Here is a 22,449-nt window from a genome sequence, read left to right on the forward strand (position 1 = left end):
TTTTCAGCTTTTTCGGTTCAAGACTTTGCGGCTTCTTTCCGATAAGGTAAGAGAAGATTCAGGAAGAGCGGAAAGATCTTTTTTGAGTTGAAAGATTTGACGGAGAGAAGATTCATGGATCGTGACACAACCCTGCAAGATAAGCCGGTGGATGAGATCCTTGGCATCGCGGAAAAGTTACCGCCCTTTCCCGATGTGGTACAGAAAGTCATGCCTTTGCTCCAGCGCATGGCTCCGGTGGAAGAGATCGAAGCCGTCATTCGCTATGATCAGGTCATCGCTGCCAAGGTGCTTGCCCTGGCACGATCCCCTCACTACACCCGTGCACAACCGGCCAAATCTCTCAAGGACGCCATCATTTCCCTGGGCCAGCGAGCTTTGGTGGAAGTCATTCTGGCCGCCTGTTCGGCACGGTTTCAGGATGATGCGGTCAAAGGCTATGATCTTCAAGAGGGGGAACTGTGGGAACATGCCGTAGGCACTGCCATCATGGCGGATCGTATCGCCGAAAAAATCGGAAGCCCAGATCGACTCACTATTTATACCGCCGGTCTGTTGCATGATATCGGCAAGACGGTTTTGAACCATTACGTGGACCACTACCTGGACCGCATCATCAAGGCCATCAAAACCCGAAAACAAACCTTTCTGGAAGCTGAACGGGAAATCTTGGGCATCGACCATCAGGAATTGGGAGCCCTTATCGCGACACGATGGAATTTTCCGCCCGCCGTGGTCGCCGGTATCGCGCACCATCATAGTCCTCAAAAGGCCGAAGAAAACCGACAGGTTGCTTCCATCGTTTACGCGGCAAACCGCATGGTCGCCGCCATGGGGATCGGAGCGGGTGTGGACGGGTTTCTGAATCCCAACCAAGACCACGTCTTAGAAACCCTAAATCTGGATGGACGTTCCATCGAAAAACTCATGGCCGATGTTTTCGTAGCCCTGGACGAAACCAAAAAATTTCTGGCCGGCTAGAAAATTTTCATCGCGAAAAAAGAAACGAGCCTCGTTGCCCGGTCGAGAGAAAGGTTTCAGGGTGGCCTTGGATACATGTTTCTGCTAAGGTGTTCCCGAAGAGCGGGCGTTCGTAGCGGGGCGGCGTCTCAGCACCTCGGCCGGAATCTTCCCGAAAGCCTCTGCGAACTCCGCGCTTAGGCGGTACGTTTTCCCTTCTTTTGCGCCGCCGCGGCAAGAACCACCGTCGCAACGGGGGACACCATGCTCATACTGACCCGCAAGGTGGGCGAAGCTATTCGCATCGGGGACGATATTCAGGTGGTCATCACCGCCGTGGACCAGAACAAGGTAAAGGTAGGTATTCAAAGTCCCCGCCACGTGCCTATTTTTCGCGAGGAACTCTATCAAAAGATCCAGGAAGAAAACCGGCAGGCGGCCGCCATGCAGACCGAGGATCTGGAAGAAATTTTGGATCGTCTACCGACAAGAACACCTTGAATGCTCGGCGCCTTTGAGCATTGAGTTTGAATGAGAGCCATGAACTGGAACATCATTAGAGGTCGGCTCAAAACTTTTTCCCCGCACCACGAAGCTTATGTTGAAGCGGTCTTAGGGCAAATTTCGGCCCACGACCAAGACCAACTCCTGGCCTGCGCCATCTTCGGTTCTTACGCCCGTAAGGAAAACCGACTCAATTCTGACCTGGATCTTCTCCTTATTCTTGACGTTAAGGAAGGCTTCACCCAACGCATGGCGCGGTTCGTGGAACAAATCGAGCTAAAACATGAATCCCTGGCTCAAGAACTGTATGAACAAGAGGGGATAATTTGTGAGATCTCCCCTTACATTCTCATGCGGCAGGAGGCGCTAGTCGTCCACCCTGTTTACTATGATCTTGTGTCCCACCACGTCATCGTTCATGACCCCCACGGACTCATACGGCACATTGTGCACCGGGTGGAAGAGTATCTCACGAAAAAGGGAGCCCATAAGGAAACGGTGGTCACGGGCTGGCTCTGGCACGTAAAGGATGCCGAGATTCCCAACGTCCTCGAGGTTGCGCCATGAGAACGGACAATCTCACCCAAGCTTATCTTCACAAGGCCAAAGTCCATTTGGAAGCTCTCGGCTTTTTCAAGGATAGGGAAGCCTATTCGGATGTGGTCCCTGAGGCTCAAGAACTTGTGGAATTGCTGATGAAAGCTGTTTTCCGAGCAGCGGGCGCGAAGGTTCCCAAAGTCCATGACGTGGGAAAGGTCCTTGAAAAGTATCGAGAGCATCTTCCTCAAAGCTTGACGAGTCATCTCCATGAGATTCGACGCATTCGTAAGAGGCTTCGAAAGGAACGTGAGCTCAGTTTTTACGGAGCTGACGACTTTATTCCCACGGAAGAATACCACGTGGAAGACGCGGAACACGCTATCTGTGACGCAACTTTCGTGGACTAGGTAGTCTGGGAAATGTTCGAGACGTGCCAGAAAAAGGAAGAAGAAGAACCCACATGAAAATCGAAACCAGCCGATTCGGAACCCTGGAGTTGGACGAAAGCACCTTTATCCACTTTCCATGGGGCATTCCCGGTTTTGAAGAGATCAAACGCTACGTGCTCTTGGAACATCGGCAGGGACCGTTCAAGTGGCTTCAAGCCGTCGATCATCCCGACGTGGCCTTTGTGGTCGCTCCGCCCGACATCTTCGGCGTTCACTACAAAGTCCCGGAAAATCGAATGTCGGTCCTTGAGCTGCAGGATTCAAACGATCTTGCCATACTGCTTCTGGTTTCGTTGGACAGGACCACACGCACGGTGCGCCCTCATGTACGGGCCCCTCTGCTCCTGAATGCGTCCAATCGCCGAGCCTACCAGTGGGTCATAGAAGCCGGAGAACAGGTAAACATTTTGACCATCCAGGAATCATCGAACGCGGTCGAATAAGGCAAATCCCCTGAATTCCCACGGCCGGAGGCGTGGAAGCTCAGGGGACCTGAGGGTCGTCGATCCCTTGGGAACGAGAAAAAATTCAGCCAAGATCCGCGATTTTCTGATACTGCCGGGAAACGGCCTGAGCCTTTTGCATACCGGCAAGTTTTTCCCCGGTGCGGGTCAGAGCTGTGGCGAGTGCGTTGAGACAGGCGTCGTGGCTTTGTTGCAGCTCCGCAAACAGGGAATAGGCTTGGTTTCTGGAGGACTCGTCTTGAAAGGTTTCGACGACAGAGGAAAAGTTCAAAAGGTTCCGGACCCGGTAAAAAGTGTCTTGGCATCGTGAAACGAGACCTTCAATGTCTTCGGCCTCGGCGTCTTCGTGGGCGGCCTTCTGCAAGGCGTGAAGATCCGCACGAAGATCCTGAATCAGGTGAGCCAGGACCTGGATGGCGTCGAGTGTCTCCATGAAACCTTTCCTTTTCCCACTTGTGTCTTAAGCCGTCACAGACCTAGCCCAGTTCCCGGCAACTTCCTGAACATCCAGATTCAGTTCTCCCCGATCGTATTTCCTTTTCACTTCCTGCCAGCCTTCCCGAAGTTCTTTCAAGATATCGATCAGGTTATTGTAGGTTTCCGGCGGTTTTGTAGAATTGATGCCGATGAGTTCCCGAAGGAGGTAATTATAGATTCGTGAAAGGTTAACGGCGATTTCACCGCCGCGTTCGAAATCCAAGCCCACCAAAAGCTCCGTGATAAGGTCCTGCCCATGGCGAATGCGTTCATAGGCCGCATCCATGCAGTGGGAAGCATGGTATTCCTTGGCCTGCTGTAGATCGCGAATGGTCGCATCGTAGCACATGAGGACAAGGCTGGCGATGTCCGCCGTTTCCACGTTGGTCCTTCGGTAAGCTTCCTGAGCCATGTTCATCATCATGGATTCAACCTCCACAGGCCTTCTTCTACACGACAGCGGTTATCTGAACCCAAGCTTCTCGAAGATCCCCGGCCATGGAAATCATACGACCCAGAGTCCCCTGGGCTTGGGTGTCATGAACAGCGATGAGCTCTCGAAGCATGTAATTGTAGATTCGGCCCAGGTTGACGGCAATTTCTCCACCTCGTTCGTAGTCCAAACCGATCAGAAGTTCCGTGAGAATATCCTGGGCGTGTCGAAGCCGATCCATGAACAGATCGTACCGGCCTTCTGCGTGAGCGTGTTTCGCGTCTTGCAAATCCTCGATGAAAGTGTCGTAGCACCTGACGATAAGATTCAAAAAATCGCCGTTGGAAGCGTCATGACATTGGCTTACTGGCAGGGCACACGCGGTCATTTTTTCCTCCTTGCTGTCAATTTTTTCCGCTCCAGAACCATACATCAACGGTGGGAATGGCTCCCTTTGAACAGGCTCCTCTCACGCGCTTTGTGACATGCTGGAAAAGAGCTTGGAAAGGTTCGACATCTGCTCGTTTAAGGTGCTCATGGCTTTGTCCATGGCCACAAACCTGGCCCTCATTCGTTCTATGTCGGCATCGATGCGATCTTCCAGCTTCTGCATACGATCGTCCAGCGACTTAATCTTTCCCTGAACACTCTTCTTTTGCATGGTGACCGTGCCATCCAGGGAATCCGTGAGCCCGTTCAAAACGGATTGCAAGCCTTGAGCCATTGTATTGAATGCCGAGACTGTACCGGAAAAATCCTGCAACAGGGCGTCCTTGAACTTATCGGCGTTCAGTTCGAGGGTGCCTGACCGGGAAAATGTGATACCGTAACTGAAAAGTTCCTGATCGAGTACGGTGCTCTGCAAACGGGTCTTGATGGAACGAAGCGTGGCATCGCCGAAAAGCACTCCTCCGGTCTTTTCGCTGAGCGCATTGTAGCTGAACTGCTCGTTGATGTATTTGACAAGGCCGTTGTAAGCATCGACGAAATTTTGAATCTTTTCGGTGATGCCGCTTTCATCCCTCTCCACATCAAGGGTGATGGTGGTGTTGGCATCCGCACCGCGCAGCTGAAGAGTGACTCCTGGAATGGCATCGGTGATGGTGTTGGAAGAGCGCGTCATGGCAATGCCGTCGATGGTAAAGGAGGCATCGACGCCGGCCTGAAGAGTGGAAAAATAATCTCCTGCGGCATCGGTGAACGAGATGCCTGCGGTGCCTTCATTTTCACTTGTGAGGATAAGCCGATAGTCGGAATCGGACACTTTGAGCACGCTGGCGATAACGCCGGTGGGGTTGGAACCCGTGTTCAGGCTGTTGATCTCGTCTCGAAGGGTATTGAGGTTTTTCCCATCCAAGCTGACTTCTTGACCGCTGATGGTGATGGTCCCGGTCCATTCGGTGGGATCGGACGCCGAAGTCACGGATGTGGACTGCAGTTTTTCGGCCTTGGCCAGCTGAGTGACCTGAATATCAAACCGGCCTCTGGCTGCTCCGGAACCCACTGCCACCGTCAGAAGGTTTTCCGGATTGACGCCGCTGGAAGTTTTCAAGGAAGCCGAGAAAACATCGAAGTCGCCGGTATCCTTGATCTTTTGAACCGCAGAGAGCAAATCCGAAAGTTTGGTGGAAACCGTGTTCCAGGCGGAAAGCACATCCTCCTGATTCTTTTTCTGCCGTTCCAAGGGCTTGATAAACTGGTTTTCTTCCACGCGACGAAGCTGTTCCAGCAGGCTCTGCCAATCAAGTCCGCTTCCTACGCCACTGAGACTGAACCCCATGGACGCACCTCCCACTCTCCAAGTGCCGCCCTTCACCTGATCGGCAACACCTTTTGTTTTTGAATTCACCCTTGCCTAATTTATCGGCATGAAAAGATGAAAACTTGACACATTTTCTGAAGGAATCCATCGAGTTTGCCCAAAACGGCCGAGGAAGCCGTCGGCGTTTAAAGTCTCTGAAAGGAAAAAGGGGTAGCTCCCTTTTAGGAACCACCCCCTTTTTTCGGACTGGTAGAACGTAAGACGGCTCGTTCTTTTACCTCAAGAGGGTCAGAATCTGCTGGGGTGCCGCGTTGGCCTGGGCTAACATGGCCATTCCGGCCTGCTGCAGGATCTGAGTTTTGGTAAATTGAGTGACTTCATAAGCCATGTCTGCATCCCGAATGGCCGACTCGGAGGCCGAATAGTTTTCAATCATAATATTCAGGTTGTCCATGGTGTGCTGCAGACGGTTCTGATAGGCGCCGATTTCGGCCATGTAGGTATTGATACTGGTGATGGCTGTATCGAGCGCGTCCATGGCCGCTTGGGCAGCGGACTGCGTTCCAATTCTGCTTGCGCTGACTCCCAAGGCAGCCGAAGAAACCGCTTGCAGTTCAACCTGCAATTGATCGTGGGATCTATTAAGCGAGCCGATCTGGAAGGTGAAAGAGGCGGCTGTTCCGGTTCCTGTCGAGTAAACCAACGTGACCCCATTATATTGCGATGTCATGGCGATTCGATCGAGTTCCGCCTGAAGTTGAGTGAACTCAGTGTTAAGCAATTCCCTGTTCGCGTTCGTGATTTGTCCGCCGGCTGCTTGAGTTGCCAGATCCTTCATGCGGACCAGAATGTTATACATTTCATGATAGGCCCCATCGGCCACCTGCAGCATAGAATTAGATTCCGTGGCGTTTTGGTAAGCCACCCTCAAGGATGAAATTCTAGCCTTGAAGGTGTTGGCCACGGCATAACCTGCCGCATCGTCAGCCGCCTTGTTGATGCGGTAACCCGTGGACAATCGTTCCAGCGCATTCTGCATGTTGCGATTATTGACGGTCAGATTACGCTGAACATTCAATGAAGCAATGTTGGTGTTGATTCGAAGTGCCATGGGAAATCCTCCTTGATCCTTTTGGTCTTTGACATCCCTGTCTCGTTAAGGTCTACCAGTCCGCTTTTCGCTTTCATTTACTGTATCGACAGGATTTCCCAATCCCTTTAATTTTTTTTGAGGCCCAAAATTCCATGCTTGAGAAGCCAATCCACGTGCAGCAAAGCCGCCTGCCGGGAAAGTCCCAAAGAGTTTTTCACCATGAAAACGAGATCGTCGAGTCGATACCCCTTAGAAGCATCGAGGCGGCGAATCAACGAGAGCACCTCTTTGCAAATGAATGATGAACTCTCCCCGTAAACGACGGGAACGAACCCCTCAGCCAATTGATCGAACCCATAGGGGCTGACAGCAAACATTGTGTCTTCACGAAGTGTCTGAGTAGGGTAATGCCCAAAAATCTTCCTAAAATGGGGAGTAAGTATCGGCAACACTTGGTCTTTCGGTTGACTCCCGTTCCTCTCTCTCAGGGCGGCCTGCGCAAGTTCTTGCCAGAGATTTCCATATTCGGCGACAATGACAGACCATCGGTACCGCCCAGCTTCACATTGCCCAGCTTTTCCCATGGATTGCCTCGTCTCTTCCTGGGTCAACAGACAGGACAAGGCCTCCAGAAAGCTTTCCATGTCAAAGGCGACCTTTTGGGCTCGGTAATAACGAAGTACGGAAGAATCCAAAATGCCGGCAAGGTCTTCCCACGGTTCGGCTTCGGCGGAGGCGTAGGTCCGAACTAAAAATCCCGAAACACCCGGTTTGACCAGTTCACGATAGCCGTTGAAATCGGATGCGATGACCGGCAATCCATAGCTCATGGCTTCAAGGATCGTCAGGCCGAAAGTTTCCTGGTAGTTATCCACAAGAGAACAAAAAACGTCCGATGCCGCATAAAGTAGTTCTTTTCTCTCTAGAGAAACATTCGCTTCTATGCTGACGTGCGAGCCGATTCCTACATAGCGGCACAACTCGGAAACCAATCTAATGGCCTCTTTTTTCCCCGCTCCAGAGAGCACAAGACGGTACTTCCGGGAAAGCCCTTTCTCGCTAAACTTCCTGAACAGCCAAGCGCATCCCTCCAGGAACGGACTAAGATCCATTTTGCCTCGAACCGAAAACCGGCCAAGACACAAAACAACCACTTCGTCGAGTTTCCATCCCAACCGAAGGCGCGCTTCCTCTTTGTCCACAAGAGGCTTTTGCCGATCCGGAATTCCAAGAGGGATATGAACCAGGCGCGGTGCCTTTGGAAGAACCGCCTGAAAAGCTTCTTTGAATCGTTCTCGCAAGTAATCAAAGGTTTGGCTGAGCATCTTTTGTGCACAGAGGCTGGTACAGATGATTGCGTCATAGGGTTTGGGACATGCCAGCAAGAGGCTTAGGCACTTCGTATAGATGCTCAGGGTGTCCAGAGAATGCGTTACGCCCGTTACGGCAAAAGGAGCAATATCCAGGGCTCGATTTCGCCATTCCATCACGTAAGGCATATAAAAGGTGAAATCGCCATGATGCATGACATCGACGGGTTCACGGCGCAGTTCATCCCAAGCCAAGGCCTGAGGGATCGCCCTGGGTCTTGCCGGCGATTCCACAGGAGAGGTGAGATCATTCAGAAACCGACGCATCCTTTCGGTCTGAATTGTGTCCTGACAAAAAAAACGACATGATTTAAATCGCCCGTATCGAAAAAAGGCTTCGAGAAATTGCCTGTTGGCGGCAGGCATGCCCATTTTGTCCTGCCAAAAAAGATCATCGATCAGGAAAGGATCAAAACTTGCCCAATGCATGCATCGTCATCCTCTACACCACGAGTCAGGCCCCACGTCCCAGCCGCTGACTGAGAATCTCATAAGCCTTGACAACGGGGAAATCGTTGACTCCCTTGGCTACCAAGGACGCAAACACCCGCAAAGCCCTTCGATCGGCCCCGAGTTGCCAGTAAGTATTGCCTAGTTTGATCGCCGCTTCGATATTGTCGGGTTCCTTGACCAAGGCTTTCTGAAAAGCTTTTACAGCCAAATGAAGCTTATTTTCCTGTTTGAGGAGGCTTCCATAACGGGTCCACCCCAAGGTCGAGAGAGCATACCCTCCCCAATCACGATGAAAAGCCTCAGAAGCAAGGTGCCACTGACCGTTTTCCACAGCCAGACAACCCAACTGCTCCCATACTTGATAACGCACGGCTTCGTCCTGCAAGACCTCCACACATCGAGAACAGGCTTCGATGCCTCCAACATGATAGAGACTATAGGCCTGATGGCTGATGAGGTCAGCTACGTTGAGTTGTGGCCATGGAAGTCGCGTAACTACGTGACGGCTGAGATCGACGCTTTGGAAATAACGAAGTGCCTCTTTGTGACGATTTAAGCGCTGAGCCAGCCGACCAAGGCGAAAAAGCAGATAAGGATAGGGGCATGGAAAACCATTCAGCTGTAAAAGATACCTTTCAGCTTTTTGAGGATTTTTTTGATCCAAATGGGTTTCCGCACAAAAGAGAACGGCATCCCAAATAAAGGGCTCAAGGGCTTGGCTTTGAGTCGGCGTAGCGCAGAATTTCTTCTTTTTTAAAATGCTAAGACATGCTTCCATGCAGTTGAGGGCCTGCTCGTAATCCTCAAGAACATGATAGGAGATCGCGAGATAATACTGTATCGTTTCATCTTTTTGAGTGTCTTCACAATCATTTTGCGCTTTGTGGAGCAAATCAATATTTCTTCGGATTTTTGACTTCAACACATATGGGTTTGTATATCCATGATGTTCAATAACTATGTCCGTATCGACCAAGGGAATTCCAAGTCGTTCCAAAGCATGATCCAGTCTTTCATGGATGATGCCTTGAAATCTGACACCCGGAAGATTAGGAACACAGCGAATCTGCATCAAGGAAGCAAATGGTTTCCCATGTCGAATATCTTTAAGCACGAAACAATAAGCTCGGCCATCCAATAGAGTTTTAAGACGTCGAATTTTTTCTACGTTTTCGAGGTCCACACGATCGTCGGCATCGAGCCATAGAAGGTAACGCCCTCGAGCCCTTGCCAGCGAAGCGTTTCGGGCTGCAGAAAAATCATCATGCCAGGGGTAATCGGCCACCACATGCGCATATTTTTCGGCGATGGCCCGAGTCTCATCGATCGATCCCGTATCCACAACCACGATTTCATCGGCAAAGAGTCTGAAGTTTTGAAGCGCCTCTTCCAGCTGATGAGCTTCATTGCGCACAATCATGCAGACGGAAAGTGCTACAGGACAATCCATCATTGTTATTACCCTTGGTTTTGGAAAATCTTTGAGCCTGCCATGCCTGGATCAGTGTAGCCGTGGCTCGGCCCGCTGCGTCCTTGAGAAACTTTCCTGGATACTTTCGATAAAGTGCCAGGGCTTTTGTTGGACACCCGCTCCGAAAGAACGCGTATGCCAGGGGCGGAGCGAGATCCTCCATCGGCAATCCTCGCTTGAAAGCTTTTAGCAAACACTCCACTGCTTGCTCATAAGCTCCACAGTGAAGAAGACTCAGACCTTCGTGCGCTAAAAGCTCAGCCCTTTCGTCAATAGACTTTCGATACCTTCGAAAAAACTGAACCGCCAAGGCTTCTTCACCTGCTTCTCTCGCGGCAACCGCTAAAATTCCAAGCAGGGCATTCTCTTTGTAAAAATGCTCCTGAGTCAAAGCCGTTCGGCGCTGCACAACAGGCAAGCGACCAAACTGATAGGCTTGCCACAAGAAAGGGAAGGCTTCTTTATAGCGTCTCTGGAAAAAAAGACTTAGGCCGAGATAAAGTCGGGCTGTGTTTTGTTGGGGAATTTGTGCCAAGGATTCTCGCGCATACCTTTCAGTGAGAGGGTAGTCCTGGTCGGAGTAAGCATTAAGACTAAGGAGGTTAAGGATCATGCATTCTAGAATTTTTGTTGGAGGTTTTAACGCATAGGCCATTTTCAGGGATCGCAAAGCCTCTTTTCGCCGCCCAAGCCCGTAAAGGGTGTAGCCTACCAAGTAATGAGAGACGGCATCTTGAGGGTTCAGCGCCAACTGTTCCTGAAGGATTTCCAGGTTTCGAACAAGCTTTGCGCGCATTCCTTCTTCGGAGATCGCATATCCATAGTGGTTAATGACAAAGGAAGCTGAAACGATCTTTCGCCCCATACGCAGAAGCCATGGGTCCACCCCTTCATGGGCTTTTCCCTCAAAACGAATGCCGTCTAATTTTCGAAACAGTCTTACGGCATGATGAACATCAAAGGAGCCATCTTGATGAAAGTTTCGGATTGGAACAAGGAAAGCATCCCCGTCTGTCCTGAAACACTCGGTCTTTAGCTCGATCTTCTTTGCGGGAAGAACCAATTCTTCGTCGGCATCCAACCACAAGACCCAGGGACCTTGAGTCAGAGACAAAGCATAATTCCTGGCTTCCGAAAAATCGCCGGTCCAAGAAAAAAAGAAAAGTTTGGTCCCATAACGCCGTGCAATCTCGAGAGTCCCGTCCGTAGATCCCGTATCCACGATGACGATCTCATCCACAGACGTTCGAACACTTTCCAGACAGCGAGCTAAATTTTTCTCCTCATTCTTGACAATCATGGACAACGAGATGGTCTGCATGCCGTCGACTCCGCAAAAATTTCAAGACAGGTGGGGCGCCACTCCATCCCCTTGATGTATGCACGGCTCTTGCCTCTTGAACACCAGTGCGTGGCAGCTCTACAGACGGTTGGAAGCGCATCCGATGGACCGAAAATGACCGTTTTCTCCTCAACAACATTGGCTGAGTCCCTCGGCACCGGACATCAACCAAGGTATTGCAGAATCCAGGCCATTCGTTGATCCATGGTGTGATCTTTCAAAACCCTCTCATGGCCGGCCCTTGCAATACTCACTCGCTCCTCAGGGTTTCTAATGTAATGATGTATCAATTTCCTTATTTCTTGGCGATTGCGGTAAACAACCACGTCACGCCCTATATCGAACAGTTCACCTATGGCAGGAGAATGTTCCGCCAGAACAAAGGCTTGGCACGCCAAAACATCAAAAACTCGCATGGTCACAATGTCGTTCTGATAAGCTCGTGCTATGTCCAGGTTAATCCATGAAGCGTTATATATTTTGGTAAGCTCCAAACCATGCTTGGCAGGACCTTGATAGACGGAAGGTGGGCACATCTCGGCCCATCCGTCATCACCCCAAATCTTGCACCCATAGGGCATTTCAAGAACCTCGCCAACGATTCTTCGACGATGAGCCGATGCTTTCTCTTCAGCCGCACATAAGCCCAGATCCAAAAGACGGCCGTCATGGCCGGGAACCGGTCGGCTCAAGTTCGTTGCTTCTTCCGGATTCAAACCATGCAAAAGACATGTTTCTTCAAACAGACGTCTCAAGGTTTGCGCCTGTGCCAGCATGGAACTTCCCACAAAGGAGATGGGCGCTTCATAACGCTCCAGTTCTTCCTTAGAGAGCATCATGGGGTAGCGCCGTCTAGGGTTGGTGGCTAAGGGAAGATACTCTACGGCTTGGTAGCCGGATTCCTTGTAGTGAGGAATGCGCGCCTTGCGATACGTAAAAATTTTCGTCGTGGTAGCTTTCGTTTTGTGGGGTTTTAAACGTTCCACCGTCGGATCAATCTCCCACGCGACATAGTTCATGCCGATATCCTCACACAAGGAGGCCAAGCCAGGGATGAAATTGATGCTCAGGACAAAGCGGGGATCAAAGGTTTTGATCTGACGCCTGGTCTCTTCGAGGGAAACCTGTTGAGGATCCCATAGCCACACGTGACATCCCAGTTGCTGCAAGGCGTCCGCGACATCATCAATGAAAAGACCGCCCGCAGCCACGAGAACACGTCGTGGAGAGTCGGTGTTTATCCGAAGCCGTTCCCAATGGGGCCTATAAGCGCTTTGAAGCCATGGATGGTAAAAGATACGGAAATTCTCAGCCTCTTGGCGCCACCAGGGAATTACATCAGCACCAAGAAGCAAGGAGAGGTTTCTTGTCAGCAGCGGACGGCTGAAATCATGCAAAGATAGGCACATGCGCAAAAGCCAGGGGTCTTGCTCGTATGCGACAATACGACGCTCCCTTGGGATTTTCTTGAGCAACAGGGCCAATTCATAGCCAAGCCCGACACCAAAACAAAAAACATTCCACCTTTCCTGCGCGACAAATTCCTCCACTGCCTTTTCTGCGCTTTTAACCGGATTTTCGAGACACTGAACGGGAATATTCAGCCGGGTGAACCGAGCCGTCAGTTCACCCGATGGGGATGGAAACAATTCTATATGGTCACTTCCAACAGGTTCGCAAAGCCTCAGAGCCAACGACGGGTTTTGAAAGGCCAAAGCCTTGAGATTGCGTTGAAGAAGCCCCGAATCCATAATTTTTAGGACCAGGAAGGTATTCCTTAAAGCGCCGATCCCTGGAAGACGGCCAAATCCTCCAGAGAAGCCGAGCCGTTAGAGATCGGCTCATCGTCTTTTTGGCAAATTGTTTGAAGAGCTTCGGCGGCCTGTTTGTGGGAAGGATCCACTTCCAAAGCGGCTCGAAACATTTCCATCGCTTCTTCATGGCGATTGAGGTTTTGTTCCAAAAGCCCCAGCCCATAATAAGCGTCCGCCAAATGGCTTGAAATTTTTAAAGCCCGTCCGTAGGCTCCAATGGCCCCTTGGTAATCCCCAAGATCTGCCAGCTTACGGCCCATTTCCACATAGACATGGGCCACCTTTTCGGACAAACCATCCCCATTCCAAGACGTAGCCAAAGCTTGAACAAAGCGTCGGTAATCTGACCAGGCTTCCTCGTCATTTCCATGACGGCTCAAATAAATTTGAAGAAGATCGGCCGCCGTCTCCCACTGGGACAAATCGCCCAAAGCACGAGCACTGTTCAAAAGGATTTCGCCGTCCAGAGGATCCACATCCAAGGCTTTTTGAAAATATTCCAAAGCGGCTGTGGTGTTTCCTTGTTGCCAGGCAACAACACCCAGATTGTTCAAAGCCTTGGCATTGCCGGGATCCTTTTCGTACGCCAATTCAAAACATACCTTAGCCCTGTCAAACTTTTGTCTCAAAAACTCTTCTTCTCCAACCCGTACGAGGACCTGGCTTTCGGATTCCTCTCGATCGCTTCGTTGAGGCTGCCCCACAGGGCTCGTAACCACCGATGAGAAACTCACGTGCTGAGTCAGGAACCGGCTCAGCCTGTCTTTGGCCTCAAGATCCCAGGGATTTCGCTCCATATAAGCCGACAGAATGTCTTCCGCGTCTTTTTGACGACCCACGGCGACGAAAACCTTGAGGAGGGCTTCGATTACCTGCACATCGTCTTGATCCAGCATGAGCGCTTTTTCCAGGGCTTCAAGGGCCTCGCGGCGTTTTCCTGCCTCCCACAGAACCGATCCCAATCGAGCCAAGATAGCGGTATCATATGGGGCTTCTGCCGAAGACTTTCGCAAGAGCGCCTCCGCTTCGTCCCATCGCCTGATGTCTATCCATCTTTTCAGAAGATCCTCATTAACGCGCTTCGCTTCTTCACCCTCCCACATGGGTCACCCTCCCTTTTTTCTTAGACTTCACTTCAGAGTCATTCGCAAAACATTCTGATGCGATATTGATGCCAAGTTCCTAGATTTCATGCACATTAAAAGTTAAAGGCCACCCCTACAAAGCATAACCCTTGGATCGTCTTGACCTGTTGCATGACGAGTGTTGAAAAAATGACACTCTTGGAGTCGTCCAAAGCAGGAACAGCTTGAATACAACGAGTGCTTGTTGAAAGCCCAGGCGAACTGAAACGGAGCTTTCTTGTCATTCAGCGAAAACGAAACCTAGCGATGGGTTTTTGGACGAGCAAGCAAATTCTCGCTAGAATTAAATCTGTAATTCTCTTCCAGTTGTAATGTTGAAGAACGTGATCGCATGCCGTTTGAGCTTTTTGCTTTGCTTCTTCGAAGTTCTCATAAACGTGAAGCAAAAGCTTTTGGAGCTCCTCTAGATCCGGCTCGAGGACCCATCCAGCCCCGCTGGCAAATTGAATGGTTGGTGCAGTGAAGGCTCGGCGAGTTGCTTTAATTTTATAAGTAAATTCAGGCTTGCAAAAATCGTCCGTAGCCCCCCCCTCTGTCACGATCACTGGGACGCCGCAAGCCATCGCTTCTAGGACCGGCATGCCAAATCCCTCTCCACGATAAGGGTGCACCAGGCAGTTACATGCTTTGTACAAACGGGGCATCAAACTTTCATCGAGATCTTCGTCGATATATAAAATCTCGGGTGCCCTCGGATCCTTTTGCAAAGCTTGAATGGCGCTGATAAGCCCCTGGCCCTTGTAGAATGAATTTTGCCCAAAGTCCTTGACAACAAGTGTGACATCATCTGACCTTGTAAACACATTCCTATAAGCAGTAAGCAAGACATCTATTCCTTTACGCCAAATGGTTCCGCCAACAAATAGAAATTTGAACGTTTTCTTAGTCTTTAACGGCAGAGGCTCCACGACCTGATTGTAAGTATTAGGATTAATCCCAAGAGGAAGAAAATGAAGACGTTCCGGAGGAACCCCGCTCGACACATAGGTTTTCCAAACATGCCTGCTAGGAACCCATAATTCATCAACAAGAGTACTCATAGGTTTCACCCAGTCATACGGCAGTCGACCATATTCCCAATGTTGAATCATGACCCAATGTCCTCGCTCAGGAGGTGTAAAATTCGGCGGCCACTCATGTCGTACGTGGACACATGGGTTCATGCCGCCGCTTCGATAAAAATACCGCATAAGTTTCCGAATGTTGATGTCATTCTTTAATGAAAGCTGTCGATAATCCTTTGGTATTAGAGAAAGGAACACTTCTTGCCGGTCCGAGAGGTTGAGACAAATTTCCCTGTTTATATTGGCCAGAGAGCTGTAGACAAGCTGGGGACCTTCCCACACGACCTCCACGCGAGAATTCTCTTGGGCTAAGCTCGTCATCCCTTTCAACTCAAAATGGGAACGGGGCATGTAAGATGTGATGGCTTCCAGACGATCCAAAGCTTTGTTCGCGGCCGCCTCCCAACTCCAGTTTTTGACAACATCTACTCGAGCTTGCAAAGCTTTTGATCGAGCCTCCGCTGAATGTTCATAAACGTGACGGAGCTGGGTTTTTAAACTGTCCAGGGAAGGTGAAGCCCAAAGGTGCCCCCGATAGAACTCGAATTCCATTTCACCACCAACCTCTTCAAGCCCATTGATCTCTACCAAATAAGAATTCTTGTCATTCATGAACGCTAAATTCCCCCCCCATCGAGTGCCGATGGCTGGCAGGCCACAGGCCATGGCTTCCATGTATGGTCGCCCCCAGCCTTCTCCACGGGAAGGAAGAACAAAAGCATCGGCGGTGGCGTACAATCGCGGCATGAGCTTTGCCGGGATCTGGTCTCCCAGGACAATGATTGGAGCTATATCGAAAGGAGACGCACCTAGCTGTCGTTGCAGGAATTGATGTATCCTCTCGTGGATCACATATTTCACATTTATGGAGTCCACCGCGTTTATGGGATACGTCCTTAAAATAAGACAAACATCTTCGTGGGGTGCAAAGACTTCGGCCCAAGCTTTGAGTAACAGGTCCCATCCCTTGCGATATGTCCACTCAAAGACGGAAAGAAAAGCAAATGAACGTTTGCCCGGGATCAAAAGCGGCTTGAAACCGGGTCTAAAGAATTCCGAATCGATTCCTTGCGGTACCACGTGTATTGGAGTCCTTACGCCACTTCGAAGAAATGTTTCCACATTAAATGGCGTAGGCACCCAGATTTCATCCATCTCGTCGCATTTCTCGACCCACGAGGCAGGAATCCGGTCGGTCTCGAAAACCGTCCTTCCAATGTTAAAAATAGCTCTTTCGTCGCGATGAAAGGCATAAGCAGGGACCTGATCCAGATTTATGTATTCTTTGGATAAAGCCGTTTTCTGAAGCCTTCCAAATAGTTCCCGATCCTCCTTGTTCATCCCCTTGATAAACTCGCTGGAGAATCGGCCTACCGGCTCCACACGGAGAGGCCAGCCATGCTGAATAGCTTTAATCAAATGCCGTGCTTCATCACCATACCCACTGGGATCGTAGATGGGCGCTTTCCAAAAGACCACGGGCTGACAGTCACGAAACACCTTTCTCATCGCCCCTCCTAAGAGTTTTCCTCAGGTGTCACCGTTCTCAAGAAGTGATCCAAGACAGTTTGGATTTGAACCATTGGGCCGATCGTTCCACGGTCCAGTGGCTCTTGATGTACTCCCTCGCCGCATGTCCTCGGCGTCGAGCTTCGGTTCTGTTGTCAAACACCAAGCGCATCAACTCTGCCGTGTGGGACACAGATGGCTCAGCGAGCTTTTGATCCGAGGTGTAAAAGCCACTTTCCTCTGACAGGCGGCTGTGAACAGGTTGCAAGGCCTCCACGTCGATAAGAAAACTATTGGAGTCATCCATGAAGTCCAGATGTCCCCCCCAACGCGTGGCGATAACCGGCAAACCCATGGCCATGGCCTCCATGTAAGGCAGCCCGAACCCTTCACCCCTGGAAGGCAATACGAATGCATCTGCTGTGGCAAAAAGGGACGGCATGTATTGCTCGGGAATGAACCTGTCGAGAACGATAACGGAAGGGGCTTTTTGAGGATCTACTCCGAGGTTTTCAATATATTCCTTGATACGGTCGCTGATGGGCGGCTGCTGAATTCTGTAGGGATACGTCCTGAGGATAAGGCAAACATCCTCTTGAGCCGAAAAGGCCGATAGGTACGCACGCAAGAGAACATCCCAGCCTTTTCGGTGCGTCCATTGAAACACTGAAAGAAAGGCAAACCCTTTTCGGTTCCTAATTAAAAGCGGAGAAACACGATGAGGGTTAAAAATATTCGTGTCAATGCCAGTAGGAAACACGTCAATACGTTCTGAACTTACGCCGCCTCGCGTGAAGGTTTCCTTGTTGAATGTGCTGGGCACCCAAATCTCATCCATTCGATTACACGCTTCCGCCCAGCCCGAAGGCAGTCGGTCAGTCTCAAAGGTCACCACCCCCACATAAGTGCAAAAACCAGGGTTTTCTTCGCGCCAACGGCTAAAAACCTCCGTCCCGTCCTCCAAGGTGGGAACAGCCATACACAAGTAGGCTCCTAGTCCAACCGGCTTGCGCATGAGATCCTGCCACCGGGCGGCTTCCGGCGGAGTCAAATGGCGAATAAATCGCTTGTCCGCCGCCGTCGCCTTCACCATGATGGGAATGCCGGTTTGCTCCAACGCCTCGATAATTCTTCGAGCATGGGATGCATATCCGTTGTAATTGAGAACCTGGCTTTGCCATCTGATTCCTCGAATGGTCACGAAACTTGCAGTGGTGGATCTCTCACTGCGATCCTTCCCGCTCGGGGGACAAGCCAAGATCCGATTTTCGTTTTCCATGGCAGATCCAGCCTGATGCTTCGCGCCCCATATCCGCATCGGGTTGCCGATTTTAAGTGGTTGAAACAGAGTGCTTTTACCCTCCAGTCCTACGATACGTTTACCCAGGACTGATGTATCGCTCTCATTCGTACAAAAGCGTTTTCGCATGAACAAAGGGGTCCAGCCTTTATTGATCGCACTTTTTACACATAAATCCCTTTGGAAATAGAACACAGCATGATTTTCAGGAGACGACGAAGCTACGCTATCCACACCGTACTCGCGCCCCTTGATAGAACTCCAGCGCGTCTTGTCCCACAGAGGATGAGCTGGAACATATGTCTTTATCCCACCCAGCTTTTGGGCTACGTAAGAAAAATGAATGTCCTCGCCATTCTCCAAAGTGAACGGTTCCTCCTGCCAGAAGAAACGCAACCATTCTTTTCTGAAAAACCACGCGTGGCCAACTAAGTCCACCTCTACAACTTCGTCGTGGGGTTGCACCCAACCAACTCTAATATGATTTCGATAATGACAGCCAGTAAGAATAACACCAACCCCTCCGAGAATACCAGGATGGCTCTTTATTGTATCAAAACAGTTTTCGATCCACTTAGGGCCTGGGATAGTGTCATCGTCAAAAATGGCAACGTAAGGGGTGTTTGCGAGATTCGCAACGGCAAATCTACCAAAATATTTCCAGTTGCGATCGCAGTAAAAGACTGCGTCAACCCCCGCAGCCCTATAAAAATCCACACCTCTAGTATCTTCGCTGCGGTTTACCCAGATCCATATCTCTTTCGGCGGTATTGTTTGTGTGCGCAATGAGACGACCTGTTCCCTCAAGATTGAATTTCGCCTATAGGCGGTCAGTATAGCTGTGTAAGCATTGCGATCATGGTATACAATCGAATGTATTTCCCTTTCAAACACATCAATTCCGGAAATGACTCTTCGTCGAATTTCGCTCAGCAATTGAAACCCACTCATCTCCCAAAGGCTTTCACTTGCAGCACCGATCATGGATTCATTGGTTATGACTCTACAACCTAAACTTTTCGCTTCTACGACAAGCCTATTGAAAGTCTCACATACCTGCGGCATAAAAACCAAACCCTTGTACTTGGAGAGACACTCTACGAGATGCTTCCATGGCTTAGGCGGTAGTACTTCATAGTCTACGCAATTCAATTGACACCACTCAATGGCTTCTCTTGTCCCTTTTATTTTGCTTCTGGATCCGAGTACGGCGAATTTATTGTTTTTGGGAACCTTCCGTGCGCAAAGAGAGCTTAAATGATCAAGCTCTTCATCGCTCCATAAACTCGTGCCTATGTTAATCACATTAGGTATGTTTAAGGCATTTTCAATAATATACTTACATAGGGTGCTTAAAACTATAACCTTGTGTGCCTTAGCATAAAATTCGCGGTTAATGATGGCCCAATCTGGGATCTTAAAGCCTGGAAAAACAGATGGATCTCTGCCTCTGACATATTTATGATCATGCTCATAAATAATATATTTATGCTGCTGAATAGCCTTAACAGCAACATCGGAGAGTCCAGTAAAATTTCCAATCAGAATTACGTCAAAACCTCGCAAAACATGTAAGTTATTGTTTAGGTCGCCGCACCTAATGGTTTCTACATATATATTTCTTTTTCTAAGTTTATCAGTTAGTACATCATCATTTCTCTCGGCCCCTCCAGGAATAACCATGTCACGCAAAAAAAAGTCAGCAACAAATAGCACCCTTGGCTGGTCTACTCCACTTTCTTTTCTGGCCATGGGTTTCAACGAAATAGCACACCTATTAGCAACGGTCATCTTTTATTCCTCACCGCCATAAAGGTTTTGTATTGATTTAGCTGGTAACAAGTCCAAAACAAACAGATGAGCCGGCTGTGAAAGCCCCTTGCCGGCACCAGCCCGCTAAGTATCACCTGCCCCACAGGATCAAGGTAGAAAAAGAACCATACAAGGACTTGCACAGAGACAGCTGTATTATCTCCTATATCGCATTCGAACTCTTGTATAAAACATGCGCCACTAGAGTCTAAAGAACAGGCTCCTCTCAACTGAACTCAACTAAATCCCGCTCTTCGAAATTGTGAAAACAGTTGTGTATATATTATCACGCATACCATTGCAAAATACATAGACTGAAATGTCATATAGACAAGCACCAAATATGCCAATTCGCATTCTAGACATTCTTCCGTGTTGAACATTTAGCTGACTCCTTGGCAATGATATCAACAATTCGCTCCGCCGCCCTACCATCCCCATAACAGAACACCGGTCGGCTCATGCGCATATAGTACGCGGGATCATCAAGAAGTTGGTTTGCTTTGCTAACGATCCGCTCTGAATCGGTCCCAACTAGCTCTGCCATGCCCAGTTCCACGGCTTCTGCACGCTCTGTCACATCGCGCATTACAAGGACAGGCTTTCCAAGAGCTGGTGCCTCTTCCTGAACCCCTCCTGAATCGGTAAGGACTATGTACGCACGATGCATCAGGGCGACAAAATGTTGATAATGGAGCGGCTTAAGCAGATGGATGTTTCTGTATCCACTAAGAGCGCGGTGAACGGGATTATAGACACAAGGGTTTAGGTGCACCGGATATACGATTTCAATGTCCTTTCGTTGAGCAAGGCGACAGAGGGCTACACAAATATTTTTCAGCCCATCACCGAAATTTTCGCGTCTGTGGCTGGTTACTAGTACGAGTCGGCGATTATGGCTGTCGCAAAGACTTAGTGCAGGAATGGCGCTTTTCAAGTCATTCATCAATCTAACATCCCCTGTCACCTTCTGGACCATCCAGAGCAGGGCATCGACAACTGTATTTCCGGTAACATGAATTTGCTCTAGCGGTATTCCTTCCCGAAGTAGGTTTTCGCGGGCAGCTTGCGTGGGCGCAAAGTGCAAACTTGCCAATAATCCGGTAATTCTCCGGTTGGCTTCCTCCGGAAAAGGCATTTGAAGATTTCGTGTTCGCAGGCCTGCTTCGACATGTGCGGTGGGAATACCTCGGTAGAAAGCTGCTAATGTGGCTACCATGGTTGTGGTAGTGTCACCCTGCACGATCACCCATTCAGGTCTTTGCTCCACCAGAACCTTGTCCAAGCCTGAAAGGAGCCGTGAACTTAGCTCCGCTAAGCTTTGGTCCGGCCGCATCAGATTCAAGTCTAAATCGGGCTCGATTTCAAAGATCCGGATGGCATCCCGAAGCATTTCTCGGTGCTGACCCGTGCAACATATGAACGGAAGAAACTTGCCGCTGTCTTTCAGCGCCCGAACTACGGGGGCCAACTTGATGGCCTCGGGACGCGTACCGATGATGACGAGCACCTTAGTCATTCACCGCTCCTGGTTAATTCCTAGATGCATGAAATTAAATTTTCACAAATAACTCAAATAACTGTGGTTTTGTATATAACATGTTCCTATTATATGCTTTTCGTGGTATAGATCTTTTTATTATCCGCTCACTCGACAGGTGCGCTCTTCAAAGAAATTGAGGTCGAACACCCTTGGAAGTCTCTCTCCAAGGGACGCTCGGGTTTCATCCTCTTGGGCAATTTCATCAACGACAGGACGAGTATTTTCGGACGTATGAACAGGGAAGTTCCGGGCTGCCCGAGGATTTCTCACGACGATGTCGTTACGACTTCCCTGAGGCTTATGTACCAGCAAAAGAGCTTCTTTGAAGTCGCCGCTACAGTTGCTGAAGACGACTGGTTCAAGGAGTCTTCCGTCGAGACCGTCTCTTCGGAGGAAACCCTGCGACACCGCTTTTACCGGTAAGCTCACGTTCTCATGTGCCTTGTCGCGCACTTCAGCACAGAATTCCTTGAAACGACCAAGGCTTCGGTAACGCCGTTTTCCACGGGCCACGCGGCTTTGGATTTTGATTTCTTCTTTTTGGACAATTCCGGAACCAAGAAAATAGGTAGTTTTCAAACATACCAGTTTTAGGACGGATGCGCACCCATCGGCGCCTACCTGCGGGGGCAAGAGACCTGGTGACTGGGTATCAAGCTCAGAGAGGAGAGTCCACATTCCCAGAATGGATTCGTCGGCTTTTTTTCCGAGATGTTGAACCCCGCCCGCCTGCTTCCTCATAGGTCCCTTTTCGTGCGAAAGCACCCGGCTCACGGTGCGCTGAAAAGCGCTGTGGGACTTCGCCGACACGCGAACATCGCCGGTATCATCGCACTCTGACTGATCCGAAGAGGTAATCGGTTGAAGCTGCAGCTCGGAAGCCGCCGCCTGGCGTTTCCTTTCTTCCACAGTGTCACTCTCAGGTTCTGCCCGGGATAGCCCGG

19 protein-coding genes are annotated in these 22,449 nt (G+C 49.9%); 5 read left to right on the plus strand and 14 right to left on the minus strand.

Features of this window, described 5'->3' with window-relative positions; all coding sequences use genetic code 11:
• Window positions 1-114: 114 nt before the first annotated feature.
• The 5 genes from WHS46_11480 (at window position 115) to fliW (ending at window position 2,896) form a co-directional block, all read left to right on the plus strand.
• On the plus strand, window positions 115-981 hold the full coding sequence (locus WHS46_11480) for an HDOD domain-containing protein (GenBank protein ID MEJ5349295.1): 867 nt from the start codon (window positions 115-117) through the stop codon (window positions 979-981).
• A gap of 243 nt (window positions 982-1,224) precedes the next feature.
• On the plus strand, window positions 1,225-1,461 hold the full coding sequence (csrA, locus tag WHS46_11485; protein ID MEJ5349296.1) for a carbon storage regulator CsrA: 237 nt from the start codon (window positions 1,225-1,227) through the stop codon (window positions 1,459-1,461).
• Between the two features lie 39 nt (window positions 1,462-1,500).
• Window positions 1,501-2,031: a nucleotidyltransferase domain-containing protein gene (locus tag WHS46_11490; protein MEJ5349297.1), complete on the plus strand. Its 531-nt coding sequence runs from the start codon at window positions 1,501-1,503 to the stop codon at window positions 2,029-2,031.
• Window positions 2,028-2,411 (plus strand): HEPN domain-containing protein, encoded by a 384-nt coding sequence (locus WHS46_11495; protein MEJ5349298.1) that lies wholly within the window; start codon window positions 2,028-2,030, stop codon window positions 2,409-2,411. Before WHS46_11490 ends, WHS46_11495 begins: the two co-directional genes overlap by 4 nt.
• A 53-nt stretch (window positions 2,412-2,464) precedes the next feature.
• On the plus strand, window positions 2,465-2,896 hold the full coding sequence (gene fliW, locus WHS46_11500) for a flagellar assembly protein FliW (GenBank protein MEJ5349299.1): 432 nt from the start codon (window positions 2,465-2,467) through the stop codon (window positions 2,894-2,896).
• Between the two features lie 85 nt (window positions 2,897-2,981).
• On the opposite strand, the gene WHS46_11505 is transcribed toward fliW, so the two are convergent.
• The 14 genes from WHS46_11505 to WHS46_11570 all read right to left on the minus strand — a co-directional run bounded on the left by WHS46_11505 (window position 2,982) and on the right by WHS46_11570 (window position 22,414).
• A complete protein-coding gene (locus WHS46_11505; GenBank protein MEJ5349300.1) occupies window positions 2,982-3,350 on the minus strand; it encodes a hypothetical protein in 369 nt (122 codons plus the stop codon).
• 27 nt (window positions 3,351-3,377) lie between these two features.
• Entirely contained in the window at window positions 3,378-3,818 is a 441-nt protein-coding gene (gene fliS / locus WHS46_11510; protein MEJ5349301.1) for a flagellar export chaperone FliS, read from the minus strand.
• A gap of 25 nt (window positions 3,819-3,843) precedes the next feature.
• Entirely contained in the window at window positions 3,844-4,215 is a 372-nt protein-coding gene (locus WHS46_11515; GenBank protein MEJ5349302.1) for a flagellar protein FliS, read from the minus strand.
• A gap of 81 nt (window positions 4,216-4,296) precedes the next feature.
• Window positions 4,297-5,607 (minus strand): flagellar filament capping protein FliD, encoded by a 1,311-nt coding sequence (gene fliD, locus WHS46_11520; protein ID MEJ5349303.1) that lies wholly within the window; start codon window positions 5,605-5,607, stop codon window positions 4,297-4,299.
• Between the two features lie 256 nt (window positions 5,608-5,863).
• The gene (locus WHS46_11525) at window positions 5,864-6,700 is read right to left on the minus strand and encodes a flagellin (protein ID MEJ5349304.1); all 837 of its coding nucleotides are present in this window, start codon (window positions 6,698-6,700) and stop codon (window positions 5,864-5,866) included.
• 107 nt (window positions 6,701-6,807) lie between these two features.
• Window positions 6,808-8,481: a glycosyltransferase family 4 protein gene (locus WHS46_11530; protein ID MEJ5349305.1), complete on the minus strand. Its 1,674-nt coding sequence runs from the start codon at window positions 8,479-8,481 to the stop codon at window positions 6,808-6,810.
• Between the two features lie 25 nt (window positions 8,482-8,506).
• The gene (locus WHS46_11535) at window positions 8,507-9,958 is read right to left on the minus strand and encodes a glycosyltransferase (GenBank protein ID MEJ5349306.1); all 1,452 of its coding nucleotides are present in this window, start codon (window positions 9,956-9,958) and stop codon (window positions 8,507-8,509) included.
• Window positions 9,909-11,297, minus strand: coding sequence for a glycosyltransferase (locus tag WHS46_11540; protein MEJ5349307.1), 1,389 nt, complete (start codon window positions 11,295-11,297; stop codon window positions 9,909-9,911). Before WHS46_11540 ends, WHS46_11535 begins: the two co-directional genes overlap by 50 nt.
• 185 nt (window positions 11,298-11,482) lie before the next feature.
• Window positions 11,483-13,069, minus strand: a complete 1,587-nt coding sequence (locus tag WHS46_11545; GenBank protein MEJ5349308.1) for a glycosyltransferase — start codon at window positions 13,067-13,069, stop codon at window positions 11,483-11,485.
• Between the two features lie 26 nt (window positions 13,070-13,095).
• Entirely contained in the window at window positions 13,096-14,235 is a 1,140-nt protein-coding gene (locus tag WHS46_11550; protein ID MEJ5349309.1) for a tetratricopeptide repeat protein, read from the minus strand.
• Window positions 14,236-14,501: 266 nt separating this feature from the next.
• Window positions 14,502-16,850, minus strand: a complete 2,349-nt coding sequence (locus WHS46_11555) for a glycosyltransferase (protein ID MEJ5349310.1) — start codon at window positions 16,848-16,850, stop codon at window positions 14,502-14,504.
• A gap of 37 nt (window positions 16,851-16,887) precedes the next feature.
• Window positions 16,888-19,941, minus strand: a complete 3,054-nt coding sequence (locus WHS46_11560) for a glycosyltransferase (protein MEJ5349311.1) — start codon at window positions 19,939-19,941, stop codon at window positions 16,888-16,890.
• 379 nt (window positions 19,942-20,320) lie between these two features.
• On the minus strand, window positions 20,321-21,481 hold the full coding sequence (wecB, locus tag WHS46_11565) for a UDP-N-acetylglucosamine 2-epimerase (non-hydrolyzing) (GenBank protein MEJ5349312.1): 1,161 nt from the start codon (window positions 21,479-21,481) through the stop codon (window positions 20,321-20,323).
• Window positions 21,482-21,601: 120 nt separating this feature from the next.
• Window positions 21,602-22,414: a hypothetical protein gene (locus tag WHS46_11570; GenBank protein ID MEJ5349313.1), complete on the minus strand. Its 813-nt coding sequence runs from the start codon at window positions 22,412-22,414 to the stop codon at window positions 21,602-21,604.
• Window positions 22,415-22,449: the final 35 nt, after the last annotated feature.

The sequence above is a fragment of the Desulfosoma sp. genome, from assembly GCA_037481875.1.
Lineage (GTDB): Bacteria > Desulfobacterota > Syntrophobacteria > Syntrophobacterales > DSM-9756 > Desulfosoma.